Genomic DNA, 15,936 nt, shown 5'->3' on the forward strand with positions numbered 1-15,936 from the left:
CCGAGCAGTCGGTATAGCGGCTGGTTTAACTGCTGANNAGATAATGGTCAATCAGGTTTTTAAACGCGCTGCCACCGTTACCGGTACTGAATGTCCAGCCGGTGCCTGTATGTCCGGTATCGGTTTTTAACCACACGACCACAAATTCCAGACTGGAGAACGCGTAGTTTGACGACCCCCAGTTCTCAGTGAGCGGGACGCGGTACAGCCCGGATTCAAAATCGATAATTTTCACGTTGTCCGCCTCTTGCGCTATGCGAGGGATTTATGTCCGTCACGCTGGGCCGCTTTTTTCACAAACAGCGCCACCACAGTCGCTCCCAATACGCCGAGGCAACCGGCGAGAATAAAGGCAGCGGCGTAAGAGCCTGAGCCGACAATAAAGCCGGTCACGGTAGGCGCGACGATGCCAGAGATATTGGCCAGACCGTGCATCAGTCCACCCGCACTTCCGACGTATTCCTTCGGCGCGGCGTCCTGAATCAACGTCCAGTAGGCTGGGGCAGCAATTTGCATGAAACCAAAGGCGATAGTCATCAATGCGACAGCCCCCATCGCGGTTTGCGTCTGACTGATCAGCCCCACGCAGACGGAGCAGATGCCGAAACAGGTCACCAGTACCACTTTGCGGGAGAAGAGCTGTTTGCCGGTTTTACGGTAGATGAAGTCAATAATGAAGCCACCGGAAACGTAGCCGAGCGTCCCGGCAACCCACGGCAGCACGCCGACCAGGCTCATGTCTTTCAGGCTGATCCCCGTGGTATCGACGAGGAATGTCGGGAACCAGTTCATGAAAAAAAACAGCACGTAGTTGAAGCAGAACAGCGACAGCGCTGTGGCGAGAATAGACGGCTGGAGGATCGCACTCCACATGGAAGGGGCCGGGGCGCCAGGCTTCGCATCTGGAATGAGCACGTCCTCATCGCCTTCAATCAGTTGGGCTTCATCAGCAGATACCCGTTTGTTATCCCGGGGCCTGTCGGTGGCAATCAGCGCCCAGATAATGGCCCAGGTAATGCCGATGAAGGCAATGATGACAAAGGAAATACGCCAGTTGAACGTGATACACAGAAAACCGACGATCGGACCGGATATCGCCCCGCCCAGCGGCCCGCCAGCCTGGTTAATGCCAACCGCACGGGCGCGCTCATTCAGCGGAAACCAGTTATTCACCACTTTGTTAGCCGTGGTAGAAATAGGACCTTCCCCGGCACCGAAGAAGGCGCGAGCAATAAACATGGTCCAGAAGTTAAAACAGCCTGCCGTCAGGCCGCAAATAATCGACCAGATGGACATTGACCAGGTAAACACCCGTTTGGGGCCAAATTTATCAGCCAGCACGCCGCCGATAAAATTAAATAAGGCATAACCAATCGAGAAACTGCCGAAAATAATACCTTTTTCTTCAGGTGTCAGATGAAAGTCTTGAGTAATAAAAGGCATGGCGTAGGCTAATGCCGAACGGTCGAGATAATTAATGATCATCGCCAGCGTCAGCATGACCAGAATGACACGACGGAATTGCGTATTCATAGGGGGACCCTTCACTAATATGAGGTTAGCGGTAAAAATAATGCACAATTTTTCGTAATGATTATTTTATCGTTATTTTATCCAGTCATTCCCTGACCGGATCCAGATAGCGTATTTTTCGGGTGACATAAAAACCACCATCGAGCGTTAACATAGCTCCGTTAAAACTGTGAATATCCGGATCGGTTAACAGCATACTGGTTTTGGCAATGTCTTCAGCGTTAACATATTCCAATAGTGGAATGCCATCGTCTTTATGCAGTTGCTTTAATTGCTCGACAAACGCTTTTTGTTGCGGATCTTCTTCACTAAAACCACGGAATATCGTATTGATTTTAATGCCATAAGGTACCATTTCCTGAATAGCGGAGCGGCAGATATTCATCAGGGCCAACTGGCTGGCGGCACCATAAGAGTAGTACTCAGTGGGCACTAGCGCCGCAATATGTGCGAGCGTGACAACGCGTCCTTGCACGCCTTGTTGCACCATTTTTTTACAGGCATTTTGTACCCACCATAATCCTCTTTCCAGATCGTCATTCATCGTTTCGGCAATGATATGTTCGTCATCGTCCAACATTGAACCCTGGCGTGGTGGCGGGGAAATGTAGATAAACGCATTCAGTTTTTTCTCGCCGTTAGTCATCTCGTCAATAGCCATGGCCATTTTGTGAAATTCAGTTTCCTGACTAAAATAAACGCTCCATCCCTGTTGGGAATAATATTTTTCCAGCGTGGATAACAGGTTGGGTTCAGCCTGACCGCCGGTAATCAGAATGGTATTTTTGTTTTCCATTTCTATTCTCCTGATTAAATGCAGCGGATATGCTGGCCGCCATCAATTTTAATAAAATCACCCGTTACGACGGCACCGTGTTTTCCTGCCAGATAGACTGCGGCGGCACCCAACTCTTCAATAGTTGCGGGCTGGCCAACAGGAATGGTTGCCAGCAACTTCTTCCGTCCTTCATCGGTTGCCAGTTCGGGCTTCGGATCATTGATATTTGTATCGACGAACCCGGGCCAGAGTTGGTTTACTGTAATGCCATAGCGTGCCAGTTCGAAGGCCATTGACTGACTCATCTGATCAATTGCAGCTTTGGTCGCAGCATAAACGCCCATCAACGCCATTGGGCGGCGAGCATGTCCGGAAGCAACATTGATGATGCGACCACGAATACCTTTTTTTACCATCATGCGTGCAGCGTGGCGTGCACAATCGTAGGTACCTTTGATGTTGATGTTTACCGCATGGTCAAAGGCGGGTTTACTGATATCAAGGAAGGGTTCCCAGACGCAAACGCCGGCGTTGTTCACCAAAATATCCAGGCGACCGAAGTGGGTGTCGACGTCCTCAAACATCTGGCGAACCTGCTCTGGATGAGAAATATCGGCCTGAACCAGCAGCGCGCGCCTGCCAAGCCCGCGAATGATGTTGGCAACCTGCTCGGCTTCCTGTGGGTTGATAACGTAGTTGATGACAATATCTGCACCCGCCTCAGCAAGGGCGCAGGCGATGCCTTTTCCTATCCCTTTCATGTTTCCCGCACCGGTCACCAGTGCAACCTGGTTTTGTAGACTCACGACCTTCTCCTTTTAAGTGTGCAACACGCGATAGCACTGTATAGAGCCTTGTGTTGACGATATCTTAATCGATTAATCAACAACTGATATATTAGTTGGTTATTAGATTTGCACTTTGCAAAAAAAACATCCATCATCTGTTGGGTTAATTACGATGGAGATCACAAATTTTGTCGTAACTGTCTAATTAACAGAGAATTTCTAATTTTCATTTTTGTTGTGTTAGAGGGATAATGCCCGCAACTCAGCAGGGAGAACGCCCATGAATCCGCCCGTCAATAAAATGAACCAGGCCTATGAAGCCATTGAAAGCATGATTATTTTTCAGGATCTTGCGCCAGGTTCGATGGTGTCCGAAGCGCAGCTGATGGAGCTGACAGGCTTTGGACGTAGCCCGGTGAGGGAAGCGTTACAGCGTCTGGCAAATGACCGGCTGGTGGAGATCTATCCGTATAAAGGCGTATTTATCCCTGCCATTTCTGTTGAGGTACAGCTCAAAGTGTTGGAACTGCGCCGCTGCGTGGGAGAGTTCGCGGTGCGTCTGGCAACCCGACGCGGTACGCATCAGCAGAAGAAAGAAATGCTGCAACTGGCGGAGGCCTTTGAGGCGATTAACAATATTTCTCAGATGCGTCAGTTTGGCGCATTGCTAAAGCAATCCTATGCATTGATTGGCCTGGCGGCAGAGAATGAGTACTTGCAGCCGTGTCTTTCCCCTCTACAGGGGCTTTCCAGCCGCTTCTGGTTTGCGCAGCTTAGCGCCAGTAATCAGCATGAGCTGGTGAAAGCCTCGCAACTGAACGCTGTAATGCTGCGCAATATCTGTCATGGCGATGAAGAACTGGCCGCCAGCGCCTCGAAAAACGTCAACGATTACTTCACCGAATTTACTTATAAAGTGCTGGCCCGCTGATGCGATTTTCTGAAATGTGAACGATACATCCAGAGCTGTGGCTGGATTAATATAAAGCTATGCACTTGTTAATTCTTCTTTAACCAGGAAGCTAAGAAAATAGGCGAGTTGGATTTGCCCCTATATATCCAGACGCGTTTTCTCTCCATCGTTTTTTCGTTGGGCCTATCGATGGGCCTAAAAGGTTCGGATTTAATTAGTTGGCTTCAGACTTCGCGGGACAAATTGAGGGCACAAAAAAGCCCGCAGGGCTTGCGCCGTGCGGGCTCTCAGGACTTCATCGGATGACTCTGGTAATCACCGATGGAGAATTTTGGTGGGCTGGCGGAGTCTGAATTGATGCTGTAATTGTTTGAAATATTTAATTTAATGTCTGGTTCAACTTCCTTGGGTACCTATATAGGTGCCTAAAAATTTTTTCACTCCTTTTGATGAGAAAAGAAGATGGGATACAGACTGTGCGAGGTGATATCAAGTTGAGTAGCCACACTGAAAAAAAGAATGGCCGCGATCAATAACCTGTTTGACTGCTTCAATTTTAACTGTTTGGGATAACGTTTACCGCTCATGGACACCTCTCTTTAAGTCATCTTAAATGGAATGATTTCGAGGTTTCTGTTAAACCCGTGGCGATTCACACCTCCGTGCCTCTTGATCTCTCGGCTAATCGTTGAGGGAGTTCTTGATAATTTGGCAGCGATGTCCCTGATGCTGTGTTTTGCTACCAGCCCTCTGGATATCTCCTATCTTTCATTAAGCGAAAGCGCTAACCGGTACCGCTTTCGGAGAGGGGGACGGTACCCACCAGTCTGGTGGATAGTGGGCATGATAGAAGAATGATATCTGTCGAACATTCTGGCGATATCATGCAGGGAATCATCTTGCTTATATCTGTCCCAGATAATCGCCTTCTGTTCTGGAGTGTAGTAAATGCGCGTTCTTCGTTTCAAGGCAACGTCCCCCCTTGATTAAGGATAGCGTTGCACCGACCCATTGAACTCGCAGCCAAGAGCGGACATCAAGATGTGTTAATCAATCGGGAACAGGTCAGAGATACAGATTAACCGTCCCGTTACAGATACCAAACTGCATGGGCATTGCAACTACCATTCTCTTTTCAGGTCTTACTGAAAATAATTTTTAAAAGTAGAGTACTAGGAAACCGACTTAGCCAAAAAATGGGATTTGAAGATTATGATCTTACCTCTTATCGACTTGTTTAGAACTCCATACACAAACAGTTACATGAACTGCTGTTTGATATCCCCATATCAGGCAGCAGTTCATGCTGCCAAAACTGTGGGTACAGACCAAGGATTAACTTTCCATATCGAAGACGCTATAAAGCAACACCCTTCGTGGTTGTCTTACATGCCAGAAACTACACCTAAGCCGATTGCAGAATATCAAGGAGATACTTATTGCTGTGATCTAAAGGCAGTATCAGAAGCAATTTGCTTAATTGGTAGGCCGGTGATGCCAGGTCAATATCTATTTCATGGCGGAAAGTGGCCCACTGAATATAAACACGGCGCTATATTTGAAACCACTCGGCCATTATCAACAACATTATGTCCCAATATCGCTATGGGAGTTCCACAGTGGCATGGTAGAGCATATCGTAATAATGCAATTGATCTATTTGTACTTCGGGTTAGTGAACCACGTGCAAAAGGTTTTTTCTTTAACAGTAAAGATATAGATACAGGGCACGAGAAAGAACTGGTTTTTGAGCAAGGGGTAAAATTAACACTTACAAGCTGTGAGGATATTCAGGAAATTCCTGTTGCCGATTTTAATCTTAGTAGCTCAGTACAAAAGACCAAAGACGTAACTGTAAGAGTTTTAGCTATCGAAATATCCTGATTTCAAAACATTGGTCAGGGGATGGGGCTACGAAATACAGCTCGGTTTTTTTTCATTGCCCCGTTCTCTTCACAATGCTTAACTGTTTTGTTTACAATGGTCCTAAAAATTAAAAATGCAAATATAATAATTCTATCTTTAATAAGGTATAATTATTTGCCCGAAAAGTTAGATGAATTGATTAATTACCTCCTTATCGGAATTACTTTTCAATGGATTGTACGTTATCAGTTTTTCAGGGTCTAATATCCATATATCTCGCGGGCCATAATTAGTAAGCCTTCGGCCCGATAAATATATGCTCGGTTCACTATCCATCCTGTTCATCCACAGAACACCAAGTTTTTGACTTGATAAATGTTCATAGATTTTTAGGACTTGGGGCGCACCTCCAATTGATGAGTTTTTGAATTCATAAGAACTTTCATTAACCTTGTAAAGCATGTCTCGAATAACTTCAAATGGTTCCCATTCAAATTTAACAGTATTTTTTATGCCTCTTTCTAAATTATCCAGCTTCCCTCTCGATTTTAATTTTTCACGAAGCATAGCATTAGCTTTAATTACATGTTCTTCATCACCAGTAAATACAACAGGTGATCCATATATTTCACGTGCAGGATCCGCACGAAATGAGTTGGTACTCTTTTGGTAGGTGATGTGCCAAATCATGAATTTTTTTCTTATCCATGAATATCCCCCGAATATGAATTTTGCATCGGGTATATCCATGTCACCTATAGCATCGTGAATTTGCTCTCTCAGTCGTTCAAAAATTTTAAGAATATGGGTTTTGAGTTCTTTAATATCTTGGGCTCGTGAGGAGCAACGATCATATATGTCAATTGCTGATGCCACTTGATGCATCAAGGGATATGCCCAACTAGTATCACCCGCGAAACATATGAAAGCATCTGAACGAGGCAGAGTTATTATCTTCTGCCCACAATCCATTTTCATACCACCATTTAATCTACTATCTGATACTACAATCAATTCTTTGCAATTTCTTAAAGTTCTTACCCAAGCTGCGGCTATAGTCATCTCAAGATCCTTAATTAATTGATTTTGTAGCCTACTCCAGTTGTTAAACATAACACAATGCTTGGTTAGATTCTCACTCAGGACAGGCTTTCATCCCAAATGCTTGCCTAACTCGTACCAGATTGTGGTGCAAGATTGCGATCTGACCGCTTTTCGCTCTAACCTGCCGTTCAGTTGCCTCTTAAAGGAAAACGTCAATCTCTGACTTGGGCTGCAGATAGGTATACCATCGAGCCTATCTGATACTGGATACAATTACAGATTACCCCACAGCGCTTTTCTGACAGAGGCTGGTCTGATCCCCATTAGTTCAAGATTATGGGATTTCTCATCCCACTCCTCTTCGCTGCGGCACGCTATTACCCACTGTGCTGCTGCAACGGATTTCTGCAGAAAAAGAGCCTGGAAATAAGCCGCATCAACTTCAGACAGAGAATGGCCTAAAATCACCACCTGCTTAACCTCGCTCAACTCCTCAAAAACAAGCCGGTGTTTAGCAATAAGCTTCTGTGAAGGCTTAAAAGTCGCGAAGAAATAGTCATCAATGATGCTGTTCGCTTCCATGATCCGGGTATCAATCTCTGCGATATCGGCTCTTTCGTTGAGAGAGGGGCGGGATCCCGGCTCCCAGGCATGCCCCAGAATCAAATCATCGTCCCTCGTCTCCGCAGAACCGTGGATGTGAAGAACACGCTCCGGTTCGACTCCGTAGACACGACTAAGTGTATTGGTGTAATTAAAGCTCAGAAAGGTTGCCTGTGGATCCAGCGTAGTCAAGCGGTTAGGTGCATTTGTACACGAGGGTATCGGCAACTGACGGATCCACAGTCCGAATTGGTAACGCAGACCCTTAGAAAGGCGTCTGACTACCTGCTCCACCTCATACTGAAAATCATGATGACCTGCATCACTCCAGTCTTCATCGCCGTAAGAGCTCATGAAATGGCCAAGATTGTTGATAAGCATGTCGGCATCAAGACCTGCTAATGCAGTTTCAAGATCACACCAGTCATCATCCACGGGTAGATATTCTTCAACGTCCCGGTAGATATCCGAATCCCTCGCCCGAAGGAATTCCTTAAAATGCCACAGGCTTGAGGGGATGCAATGCCTGAGATCGAAGCCATTCCCGATAACATAGAGTGTTGTTGTCTGCATAGATCCTCTCACGACGCATTGCCAGTTTGCGTTGAAATAACTGAACATCTCCTGTTTTATATCAGTAGATACCCTAACCACACCGGAACATTATGGAAAAAATCATCCCGACAGTAGTTCAGTTTATCAAGCTTGGTGAGGCTGGTGAATGGGAGCGGCAGTGTCTGTCAGATGGCACACTTCGGTTTGGTTATAATCAAACACCGAACAGTCTCTGTGTTGAGGAACGATGGGAAGATGTTCATGATATTTGGCTTAACATCCGTGATAGGCGTCAAGCCGTCGCGACCAGTGACGTAAGGCAGATTAAAACTTTCTACACGGCAGGAGCAGAGACAGTATTCATCACCTTTTGGGGCGGGTTTCTTTACTGGTGTCGCCCCATAGGTCAGGTAGAGGTCCTGGAGGATGGAAGTCGACTCCGAAAGACGGTTGAAGGGTGGAAAAATACCAGTATTGGTGGTGCACAGCTAACGACAGATCATCTGAGCGGTGACCTCTTAAGGGTTCAGGGGTACCGGGGAACGATATGCAACGTAAGCGCACATGATTATGTTGTTCGTAAAATAAATGATGAAGATCTATCTGCCGTTTCAGCTGCGAAAAAGGCTGAGGAGGCATATCTAATCGCAATAAAAAATCTGTGCCAATTGCTGACTTGGCAGGATTTTGAACTACTGATTGACCTTATTTTTTCAACCAGTGGGTGGCGACGCACCAGCATTGTCGGGAAAACACAAAAAACGCTGGATCTTGAGCTTGAATTGCCCACCACCGGTGAGAAAGCGTTTGTACAGATAAAATCGTATGCAAACGCAGGTACTCTAAGTGAGTATGAAAAACGTTTCAGGGAAACTACTGCTTATAAAAGAATGTTTTTTATCTGGCACAGCGGGCCTTTATCCGAAAGTATCAAAGCTGACTGCATTACGTTAATCGGCCCCGATAAGTTAGCCGGGCTCATTCTGGACAGTGGCTTAACAAGATGGCTTCGTAAAAAAGTTTCGTGATATTCCGACCTTACCGTTGACCCATATGCAAAGCATCTACGTGACAAAACCTGCAACGCTATCTTACGCTACAACACCATTAGCCCCAACCGTCAGACTCGAAACGCATTCCTTGGCAATTCGGCGGCGTGCCTGTTATCCATATATTAATCACCTACGGAGCACTACGCCTGCGATATCTCCCACCGTAAAACCCAGTGTCATAAGCTCATCAATACTCTGTAACAGCTCGCCGGTCATGTTCATGGTCGGTGGCTCGCTATTTCGGAAATACAGACCTCTATAGTCGGGATACGGATGGCGTGTAAAGCAGAGTGAAAAAGATGATCGATTAAATCGATCGATTTTATAAAATTGATCTGCAAAATGAATTATCCGGCCAAGTAGTACCTGTGCTAGATTTCCAAAAACTCATTTAACGTATTGTTTATTAATTTATTTCCTGTCTTCTGGCGGGCAGCCTTCTTTTGTCCTGTGGGCACGGCATGGGAATGCGACAGCAGGTGATGGAATGAAAAGATGTGCTAGATGTAACAAGAAAAGAGGCGTTCTGGACCGGATTTTCGGGCTGGATAAAGAAATCTGCGATGACTGTCTGATGGTGGTTAACCAGGAAATCAGAGAAAAACGAGTGGTATCCACACCTGTACAAAAATCACCTGAACGCTCTTCCTGATAATGTTTCTTACCCGGCAGGTTATTGCCCCTGATAGGGTGACAACTCTGAACCTTCCCTCTGTTTACATTCCCTTAGTGCAATGAAAATCAACATCGATATCAGCGTCATCATTCCTGCCTTCAATGCGGCAGACAGCATCGGGGTTCTGGTCCATACGCCGCTTGGCGAAACAACGCTCAGTACTGAAATCATTGTTGTGGATGATGGCTCAACCGACGAAACATGGACGGTACTCAGCGCCATTACAGATGAACGACTAATTCTCATTTGTCAGGAAAATCAGGGTGTGTATGCTGCCCGTAATGCTGCACTGGCGATTCACCGTGGTGAATGGGTGGTGTTCCTGGATGCGGATGACCGGGTTGCGGCAGATTTTCTGCAGGAGCGGCTGCGCACAGCCCGCGAAGCACAGGCCGATGTCGTGCTTTTCAATGCCCGGCATACAGATAGCGACGGACATCTGCGGCATGCCGTTCACCGCAGACAGCCTTACGGTCAGACGCTGACGGGTCAGCAGTGGATACGCCATTGCGTCAGTCAGAGGGAATGGCCGCATTATCTGTGGCTGCAGATAATCCGTTCAGCGTATATTCGCGAGCATGACCTGCGATTCCAGGAAGGGAAAAGCCACAGGGACATTCTCTGGACGATACAGCTTGCCGCCGCAGATGGCCGATTTTATTTCTCTGACAGACAGGATTACCTGTGGGTGAATAACCCGGCGTCAATTACCCACCGCCCGGATTATTACGATATCCGCGCGTTCAGCTATTGCGACGTGATTGCAGATATTTTGGCACTCAGTACACAGACGCAGTACCGATCTGTCAGACGAGCGCTAGTCAGGCATGCGCTGGTGGAAAGCCGCCATTTTCTGGGCCTGTACCGGCGCAGGGTGAATGACCGGCTGGCGGTCCGGGCGCGTTTTCGTGCGCGGATAGCCTTTCGCCATCTGGTATCCGGCGTGAGCAACCTGAGCGATGTCTTTTTCCTCCTGAAGCTGGTCCGCAATATTTATCTGCCTGGTGTCCGCAATACTCCCGCAGCCGTTTCGCAGGTGCGGCGTTAATCCATGGATATCGCAACGCTTCTGGCGCGGTCGTGGCAAACTGCGACAACGGGTGATGACTCCATTCGCTCCGCAAGGGATATCGTCGAACACTGGTATGATAAAGGCGGTGACCTCACCCGACGGACCCGACGGTTTATGCTGCGGGAATGCCTGTGGATAGCCGCACATTACCGGGACACTGAAACGGTACTCACCCGACAGTTTCGCCTGCTGGCCGTGTTACTGTATCTGGGCGGTTATTTTCCGAAAGGAAATGCCGACGGCATGCTACCGGAGAAATGTTTCATTTTACTGAACGCCCCGGAATTAAGCCCCATCCTGACAGACGATACGGCCCCTGATGTTCTGGCGGCGTCCTGCCACACCCTCTTCTACCTCAGACGGATATCTCCGTTAAGGTGTTACCGCCATACGCGCTGTCTGAGCGAACATCTGTATCAGCTGATGGAGATCTGATAAAAGCGCCAGTCGTTGTACTGGCGCCTGAGGGACTGATCGTTGACGGTGCCGTCGTTAACGATCAGGGCTAACGTCATTATTTCCCTCCGCTGAATTTGCCACCTGTGATGTCAGTAACGGTTTTATATCCCTTGCGGGTCATCAGTCCGGTAGCCTTCCGGGCGCGGAGCATATCAATGCTACCGATAAACGGAGACTGCTCTTTCACGCTGAAGCCGTGACGGTCAGTACGCACCAGGTCGTACTTTTCCACGATAAAATTCACCGCGTCACACAGTGAGATTCCCGCATCAATGTGCTTCTGGATCACTTCGTCGTTGCCAAACGGTGTGTCGTTCAGCATCAGACCGTAGTGTTGTTTCAGCAGATACTTCAGTAATTTTCGCCAGATTTCGACTGACGACAGACGTGACGATGCCGCCCTTTGAAGGGACAGGGAATGTATTTGCATGGTTTGCGCTCTTTGTTGGCTAGTTTGACTAAGGAAAAGCGTCCGGGGTTTATTCGGTTGTTGCAGACGCCGGATAAATTACGATGTACAAATAACCGCAGGAGCCGAGTGTATCGGCCTCACATATCAGCCCTTTTACGTGGAGCGTGATGCAGCGCTGAATGCGGGGCGTGAGTTCGCTGCTGGCCAGCATAAGCTCCATCTGCTTCATCAGTACCGGAAATACCTGGTCCAGATGGCGTAAATTTGCGTCATTAAATGTCCCGGCAATGCTGGCGCGGTCAGCAAGGTAATGCAGGTGGTTACCCTCCTGTACCAGCCGTGCACCAAAACACGGCGTGATGTTGCGTCTGAGGCCCCACCAGGGTTCCGTGATACTATGGTTGATTACACGGGTTGCTTTCTGCATGTAAGTACTCCTTAACGGTAAGTCAGTTCAGGATGACGCTGCGGAGGATCACATACGGACCATTGCGGTCCTGTCGGCGTTCAGCAAACACGGCCAGCACACCCCGGATATCCTGCACTTCCCTGCCGCGGTAATGGCAGATACTGCCGGACCACTTATATTTCCCGGTACAGAAACGAAACAGCCGGGACTCAGAATGCTGGCGGTATATCGCCATTGCCTGACGTTTGCTGATGATTTTCATCGTAATTCTCTCCCTAAAGCCAGCCACGCTCGGCAAACGAGACGATGTCCATGCCTCCCACGACCAGATGGTCCAGCAGGCAGATATCCACGAGTTTAAGTGCCTGTTTCAGATGGTCAGTGAGCAGTCGGTCGGCATGGCCGGGTTCCGCATAACCTGAAGGATGATTGTGTGAAAGTACGATGGCAGCCGCATTGTGTTTCAGTGCTGCCTTTATCACTTCACGGGGATGTACCTGCGTATGGTTGATGGTGCCGGTGAAGAGCGTTTCATGAGCAATAAGACGATGCTGGTTATCAAGGAAGAGCGCCATGAAGACTTCACGCTCCAGCGTGGTGAGCTGCAGACGGAGCCAGTCACGGACCGCCTGGCAGGAGGTGAATGCCTCGCCGGGTTCGCGTAACTGGCGTTCCAGCAGGGTCAGTGCGCGTCTGATGGTGCGCTGTGCGGTGGGAGATATTTCCCCGCTGTCGGGGGGACACGTGGTGGTATTCATTTGCTTTTCCTGTCGGTTGACGCGTCGGGCGTAGATGTGTTGTACAGTTTCACGGCAACGACGAACCCGTCGTGCAGGGATTTAAACCATGACCAGATATGGAAGAGAGGGGTACCTGTCGGGAAATGCAGGAAGGGTTCGTCGGTCACAAGGTCACCGTCCTCATCCCCGACCGTTGTTTTCCCCAGGGCATCAAGGTGAGACAGTTCATACAGCATGGCGGGACGCTCAGTCGATAATGCGCATGATAGCGTTACATTCCGGCTGATGCAGCGCATAGTCACGCAGACGCCAGTAATGTTCCGTCATGGCGTCGCATTCCGTGCGACAAGCGTGATGACTGTAAGTCATCAGACAGACGGCAATCCCTGCGGCTTCGGCACTCATGTCTGCGGCGTTGCCATTCATGGCGTTGAACAGCGACCAGAAGGCATCACTGTCCGTTTCCGGAACCATGAAGGCCCCGCCGTTGCTGAGAGTATAAAAATTCCAGATACCACCGCTGTAGTCAGCGCAGAATCGGTCCATCCACGCAAAGACCTGCGGTTCAAGGGTTATCCACTGCGGGATGTTACCAAAGTGCTGCGGCCAGAACTCCACACGCTGTTCGTCCGGTACGGGCGTGGCTGTCAGCGTTGGTTCAGAACCGCCATTGCCAACCAGTACAGCTAACTTATTGTTAATATTGATAATATCTGTCATGTTAATTTTCCTTATGCATGGATATGTCAAATGGAGGTCTCAGGCCAGGGATTGATTTCGGTGGCAGGGTGCAGGTGATTACCTGCCCAACAGCTCCATCATGTTTTCCGCCATCACCCAGAGCGCACGGTTTAACTTAACGTCGCTATCAATCCCGTTTACTGCGCGGGTGTGGGTACGTTTACCCTGCGCGGTACGGCCACTTAGCCCGCCTTTCAGCAGGTTTTCCTGAATGCGCTGGTAAGTGGTCCACAGGTCATCGCTCTCGTCCTGCCAGCGGCGGGGTGCAAGAATTTGCGCTTCGGTTACTGGCTGGTACTCTTCCCCAAAACGGTATGTCAGTGCCGCTGTAGCCAGTGCATGTTGTGCGGGTGACGGGAGTTGCAGGGACTGCATGGCGTCACGTTTCTCTTCCACCCGGTCAAAGACGCTGAGAACCTCATAGGCCCCCTCAATCACCTTCCCGACAACGTCGCCCCTGTGTGGCACGCGGATCTCGCCGAACGACTGTCCGCAAACGAGCGAATTGGTGCAGACGCTTCGGAATATTCCCGGCAGTAACTGAAAACTTGATGCGCCATCGTGCGAATTCAGAATGATGATTTCCGGTACCTGCTGACCGTTTATCTGACCGGCACGACGCAGGCGCAGCATATGCTTTGTATGTTCCCGTCGGCTCTGGTCGCGCACTCGTGACTGACAGGCAAAGAATGGCTGGAACCCTTCACGTTTAAGGTTCTCCAGCAGGGTAATAGTGGGTATGTAGGTGTACTTTTCGCTTCTGGAGTCGTGCTTGTCTTCCCCGAAGACGCTGGGGACATGTTGCATCAGTTCTTCGTGGGTTAAGGGACGGTCACGGCGAATCTGGTTCACCCGACCAAAACGGCTGGCTAATCGCATAGTTGATTCCTCATCTGATTAATCTGAAGGCGTAAAAGCAAAAGCCCCTGCTCCGTGAGGAGGCAGGGGCTGGATGTGTTGTTCTCAATGAACGGATAGGGCGGGATTACAGCGTATCCAGAATCTTCAGTATCTGCGCCATCAGGGCGGTGATAAGTGCAGTGACCAGCAACGTGACCGCTTCCCGGGCTGTATCAATGCTGCTGTCATCGTAGCCTGCCTGACGCAGACGAATTTCAATAAATTGACGGGCCTGATGCCCGCCGCACCAGGTCAGTGCCTGGGCCAGGGTCGTCACCAGCATTTTCAGAAAGGTCATAGGATTTACTCTGGACTGCGCAGCGGCAGCCCATTGGTCATGTGGAATTTTTTAGGTTGGGAAACGTTAATCAGGGGCGGGGGACTCAGTGGTAAGTATAACGCCATCCCCCCTTATCAGTAGTGACGACGACTTCTGAAGCCACGCAGTTATTATAAAAACTCACGCTGACGGACTGCCCGTAACGCAGGGTAGCAGGCAAAATAGTTTCTTTATTGCTGGAGTACAGATATTTCTGGTTGGCAATGCGACAGTTTCCCCGGTTCACGTCAATATTTTCGACTTTCACGGTGTTATCCAGTGCAGTGACCACGACCGTGACGTAGCGTGTTCCGGCAGGGTGAACCTGATTACTGGTCTCCACTTTGATGGATGGCGTTGGCTCTGCCAGCGCCAGGGCTGACAGTGCAAACAGTGCGGGCACCAGCATGTGTTTAAATTTCATAAACTGTTCCTTTTAAAAATAACGTAATCAACAGGTATTAAATTCAGATGCAGGCTAGAGTGCATCTTTACCCATGCAGCCGTGGGTCCCGAATACTGGCAATACCTTTGCTGCCCCAGCCAGCGTGAATGTGGCATCCTTAACACCGTCTCCGGTTACTGAGACCTGTTTGCCATTACGTAGCTGACCCCAGGCCAGCGCCAGGTTATTACCGCCCACTCGACTGCCAGATTCGCTGATGTCGATGGGGGCTCCACCGTCGATACTGACCTGAAGGTTTTTATCTTCATCCATACTGACCTGATGCCCGCTGGCGTCAGTGAATATGACCGTGGCCGGTTGCGAGCCGTAATCCTCACAGGTCAGAGACAGTTGCGATTGACTTTCCCCATTGATAACAAACTCTGATACTCCCTGGCCCCAGCCCCGGGTCCAGGTGGTTTGATTACCGAAGGCCATTGCCACTGCCGGTACCAGCGCACAGGTCAGTAGTAAAGGGTGAATCATTTTTCTGTTCATTTTTGTGCACCTCTGGTTTTCGTAAAACGCTACCCGGAAAGGGTATCTGCATGTTTTTTAGTAGAAGACAGACAGTCATAAGCATCCCGTTGGGATTTTATAGCTGCAAAAAAGGAGGGGATAACGATGAAAT

The 15,936-nt window shown here is 48.9% G+C and carries 20 protein-coding genes and 2 pseudogenes; 5 read left to right on the top strand and 17 right to left on the bottom strand.

Annotation, left to right across the window (positions count from 1 at the left end; all coding sequences use genetic code 11):
* Window positions 1-252: 252 nt before the first annotated feature.
* From GM30_RS09150 to GM30_RS09160, 3 genes are all read right to left on the bottom strand, one after another.
* Window positions 253-1,533 carry an MFS transporter gene (locus tag GM30_RS09150; RefSeq protein WP_049848367.1) on the bottom strand — a complete coding sequence of 427 codons (1,281 nt, stop codon included), beginning with the start codon at window positions 1,531-1,533 and terminating at the stop codon, window positions 253-255.
* Window positions 1,534-1,618: 85 nt separating this feature from the next.
* Window positions 1,619-2,329: an SDR family oxidoreductase gene (locus GM30_RS09155; protein ID WP_049848368.1), complete on the bottom strand. Its 711-nt coding sequence runs from the start codon at window positions 2,327-2,329 to the stop codon at window positions 1,619-1,621.
* A gap of 14 nt (window positions 2,330-2,343) precedes the next feature.
* Window positions 2,344-3,117, bottom strand: coding sequence for an SDR family NAD(P)-dependent oxidoreductase (locus tag GM30_RS09160; RefSeq protein ID WP_049848369.1), 774 nt, complete (start codon window positions 3,115-3,117; stop codon window positions 2,344-2,346).
* Window positions 3,118-3,379: 262 nt separating this feature from the next.
* Here GM30_RS09160 and GM30_RS09165 point away from each other — a divergent pair, with 262 nt between their 5' ends.
* Entirely contained in the window at window positions 3,380-4,030 is a 651-nt protein-coding gene (locus tag GM30_RS09165; RefSeq protein ID WP_049848370.1) for a GntR family transcriptional regulator, read from the top strand.
* A gap of 449 nt (window positions 4,031-4,479) precedes the next feature.
* On the opposite strand, the pseudogene GM30_RS26085 reads toward GM30_RS09165, so the two are convergent.
* Window positions 4,480-4,605 (bottom strand): annotated as a pseudogene (locus tag GM30_RS26085) (transposase); the annotation flags it as partial.
* 51 nt (window positions 4,606-4,656) lie between these two features.
* A pseudogene (locus GM30_RS24105) lies at window positions 4,657-4,980 on the bottom strand (helix-turn-helix domain-containing protein); the annotation flags it as partial.
* A 244-nt stretch (window positions 4,981-5,224) separates the two neighbouring features.
* Here GM30_RS24105 and GM30_RS27140 point away from each other — a divergent pair.
* Entirely contained in the window at window positions 5,225-5,896 is a 672-nt protein-coding gene (locus tag GM30_RS27140) for a hypothetical protein (RefSeq protein WP_238582627.1), read from the top strand.
* Between the two features lie 168 nt (window positions 5,897-6,064).
* On the opposite strand, the gene GM30_RS24115 is transcribed toward GM30_RS27140, so the two are convergent.
* The gene (locus GM30_RS24115; RefSeq protein WP_072094083.1) at window positions 6,065-6,940 is read right to left on the bottom strand and encodes a hypothetical protein; all 876 of its coding nucleotides are present in this window, start codon (window positions 6,938-6,940) and stop codon (window positions 6,065-6,067) included.
* Window positions 6,941-7,195: 255 nt separating this feature from the next.
* The gene (locus tag GM30_RS09180) at window positions 7,196-8,098 is read right to left on the bottom strand and encodes a bacteriophage abortive infection AbiH family protein (RefSeq protein WP_049848450.1); all 903 of its coding nucleotides are present in this window, start codon (window positions 8,096-8,098) and stop codon (window positions 7,196-7,198) included.
* Between the two features lie 92 nt (window positions 8,099-8,190).
* Here GM30_RS09180 and GM30_RS09185 point away from each other — a divergent pair, with 92 nt between their 5' ends.
* From GM30_RS09185 to GM30_RS09195, 3 genes are all read left to right on the top strand, one after another.
* Window positions 8,191-9,108 carry a hypothetical protein gene (locus tag GM30_RS09185; RefSeq protein WP_049848371.1) on the top strand — a complete coding sequence of 306 codons (918 nt, stop codon included), beginning with the start codon at window positions 8,191-8,193 and terminating at the stop codon, window positions 9,106-9,108.
* Between the two features lie 758 nt (window positions 9,109-9,866).
* Entirely contained in the window at window positions 9,867-10,856 is a 990-nt protein-coding gene (locus tag GM30_RS09190; RefSeq protein WP_049848372.1) for a glycosyltransferase, read from the top strand.
* Window positions 10,857-10,859: 3 nt separating this feature from the next.
* A complete protein-coding gene (locus tag GM30_RS09195; protein WP_228712114.1) occupies window positions 10,860-11,315 on the top strand; it encodes a hypothetical protein in 456 nt (151 codons plus the stop codon).
* Window positions 11,316-11,394: 79 nt separating this feature from the next.
* On the opposite strand, the gene GM30_RS09200 is transcribed toward GM30_RS09195, so the two are convergent.
* The 10 genes from GM30_RS09200 to GM30_RS09245 form a co-directional block, all read right to left on the bottom strand.
* Complete coding sequence (locus tag GM30_RS09200; protein ID WP_049848373.1) at window positions 11,395-11,769, bottom strand: TA system toxin CbtA family protein; 375 nt, start codon at window positions 11,767-11,769, stop codon at window positions 11,395-11,397.
* A 49-nt stretch (window positions 11,770-11,818) separates the two neighbouring features.
* Complete coding sequence (locus tag GM30_RS09205; RefSeq protein WP_049848374.1) at window positions 11,819-12,178, bottom strand: type IV toxin-antitoxin system YeeU family antitoxin; 360 nt, start codon at window positions 12,176-12,178, stop codon at window positions 11,819-11,821.
* Window positions 12,179-12,200: 22 nt separating this feature from the next.
* Window positions 12,201-12,422, bottom strand: a complete 222-nt coding sequence (locus GM30_RS09210) for a DUF987 domain-containing protein (RefSeq protein WP_025107335.1) — start codon at window positions 12,420-12,422, stop codon at window positions 12,201-12,203.
* A gap of 13 nt (window positions 12,423-12,435) precedes the next feature.
* On the bottom strand, window positions 12,436-12,918 hold the full coding sequence (gene radC, locus GM30_RS09215) for a RadC family protein (RefSeq protein WP_049848375.1): 483 nt from the start codon (window positions 12,916-12,918) through the stop codon (window positions 12,436-12,438).
* Complete coding sequence (locus GM30_RS09220) at window positions 12,915-13,136, bottom strand: hypothetical protein (protein WP_049848376.1); 222 nt, start codon at window positions 13,134-13,136, stop codon at window positions 12,915-12,917. The genes radC and GM30_RS09220 overlap by 4 nt, the downstream gene beginning before the upstream one ends.
* Before the next feature lie 10 nt (window positions 13,137-13,146).
* The gene (locus GM30_RS09225) at window positions 13,147-13,620 is read right to left on the bottom strand and encodes an antirestriction protein (protein ID WP_049848377.1); all 474 of its coding nucleotides are present in this window, start codon (window positions 13,618-13,620) and stop codon (window positions 13,147-13,149) included.
* 78 nt (window positions 13,621-13,698) lie between these two features.
* Window positions 13,699-14,520, bottom strand: a complete 822-nt coding sequence (locus GM30_RS09230; RefSeq protein ID WP_004136895.1) for a DUF932 domain-containing protein — start codon at window positions 14,518-14,520, stop codon at window positions 13,699-13,701.
* A gap of 106 nt (window positions 14,521-14,626) precedes the next feature.
* Window positions 14,627-14,839: a hypothetical protein gene (locus GM30_RS09235; RefSeq protein ID WP_004136899.1), complete on the bottom strand. Its 213-nt coding sequence runs from the start codon at window positions 14,837-14,839 to the stop codon at window positions 14,627-14,629.
* 85 nt (window positions 14,840-14,924) lie between these two features.
* A complete protein-coding gene (locus GM30_RS09240) occupies window positions 14,925-15,284 on the bottom strand; it encodes a hypothetical protein (protein ID WP_004136901.1) in 360 nt (119 codons plus the stop codon).
* A gap of 54 nt (window positions 15,285-15,338) precedes the next feature.
* Window positions 15,339-15,803, bottom strand: a complete 465-nt coding sequence (locus GM30_RS09245; protein WP_049848378.1) for a hypothetical protein — start codon at window positions 15,801-15,803, stop codon at window positions 15,339-15,341.
* Window positions 15,804-15,936 lie beyond the last annotated feature (133 nt).

The sequence above is a fragment of the Trabulsiella odontotermitis genome (genome assembly GCF_001188485.1).
GTDB lineage: Bacteria > Pseudomonadota > Gammaproteobacteria > Enterobacterales > Enterobacteriaceae > Trabulsiella > Trabulsiella odontotermitis_A.

Coding starts and splice junctions, on each gene's coding strand:
- GM30_RS27140 (WP_238582627.1), top strand. CDS start 5,225: ATGATCTTACCTCTTATCGACTTGTTTAGAACTCCATACACAAACAGT.
- GM30_RS09245 (WP_049848378.1), bottom strand. CDS start 15,803: ATGAACAGAAAAATGATTCACCCTTTACTACTGACCTGTGCGCTGGTA.
- GM30_RS09200 (WP_049848373.1), bottom strand. CDS start 11,769: ATGCAAATACATTCCCTGTCCCTTCAAAGGGCGGCATCGTCACGTCTG.
- GM30_RS09205 (WP_049848374.1), bottom strand. CDS start 12,178: ATGCAGAAAGCAACCCGTGTAATCAACCATAGTATCACGGAACCCTGG.
- GM30_RS09195 (WP_228712114.1), top strand. CDS start 10,860: ATGGATATCGCAACGCTTCTGGCGCGGTCGTGGCAAACTGCGACAACG.
- GM30_RS09165 (WP_049848370.1), top strand. CDS start 3,380: ATGAATCCGCCCGTCAATAAAATGAACCAGGCCTATGAAGCCATTGAA.
- GM30_RS09220 (WP_049848376.1), bottom strand. CDS start 13,136: ATGCTGTATGAACTGTCTCACCTTGATGCCCTGGGGAAAACAACGGTC.
- GM30_RS09210 (WP_025107335.1), bottom strand. CDS start 12,422: ATGAAAATCATCAGCAAACGTCAGGCAATGGCGATATACCGCCAGCAT.
- GM30_RS09240 (WP_004136901.1), bottom strand. CDS start 15,284: ATGAAATTTAAACACATGCTGGTGCCCGCACTGTTTGCACTGTCAGCC.
- GM30_RS09225 (WP_049848377.1), bottom strand. CDS start 13,620: ATGACAGATATTATCAATATTAACAATAAGTTAGCTGTACTGGTTGGC.
- GM30_RS09235 (WP_004136899.1), bottom strand. CDS start 14,839: ATGACCTTTCTGAAAATGCTGGTGACGACCCTGGCCCAGGCACTGACC.
- GM30_RS09180 (WP_049848450.1), bottom strand. CDS start 8,098: ATGCAGACAACAACACTCTATGTTATCGGGAATGGCTTCGATCTCAGG.
- GM30_RS09150 (WP_049848367.1), bottom strand. CDS start 1,533: ATGAATACGCAATTCCGTCGTGTCATTCTGGTCATGCTGACGCTGGCG.
- GM30_RS09155 (WP_049848368.1), bottom strand. CDS start 2,329: ATGGAAAACAAAAATACCATTCTGATTACCGGCGGTCAGGCTGAACCC.
- GM30_RS09190 (WP_049848372.1), top strand. CDS start 9,867: ATGAAAATCAACATCGATATCAGCGTCATCATTCCTGCCTTCAATGCG.
- GM30_RS09185 (WP_049848371.1), top strand. CDS start 8,191: ATGGAAAAAATCATCCCGACAGTAGTTCAGTTTATCAAGCTTGGTGAG.
- GM30_RS09230 (WP_004136895.1), bottom strand. CDS start 14,520: ATGCGATTAGCCAGCCGTTTTGGTCGGGTGAACCAGATTCGCCGTGAC.
- radC (WP_049848375.1), bottom strand. CDS start 12,918: ATGAATACCACCACGTGTCCCCCCGACAGCGGGGAAATATCTCCCACC.
- GM30_RS24115 (WP_072094083.1), bottom strand. CDS start 6,940: ATGACTATAGCCGCAGCTTGGGTAAGAACTTTAAGAAATTGCAAAGAA.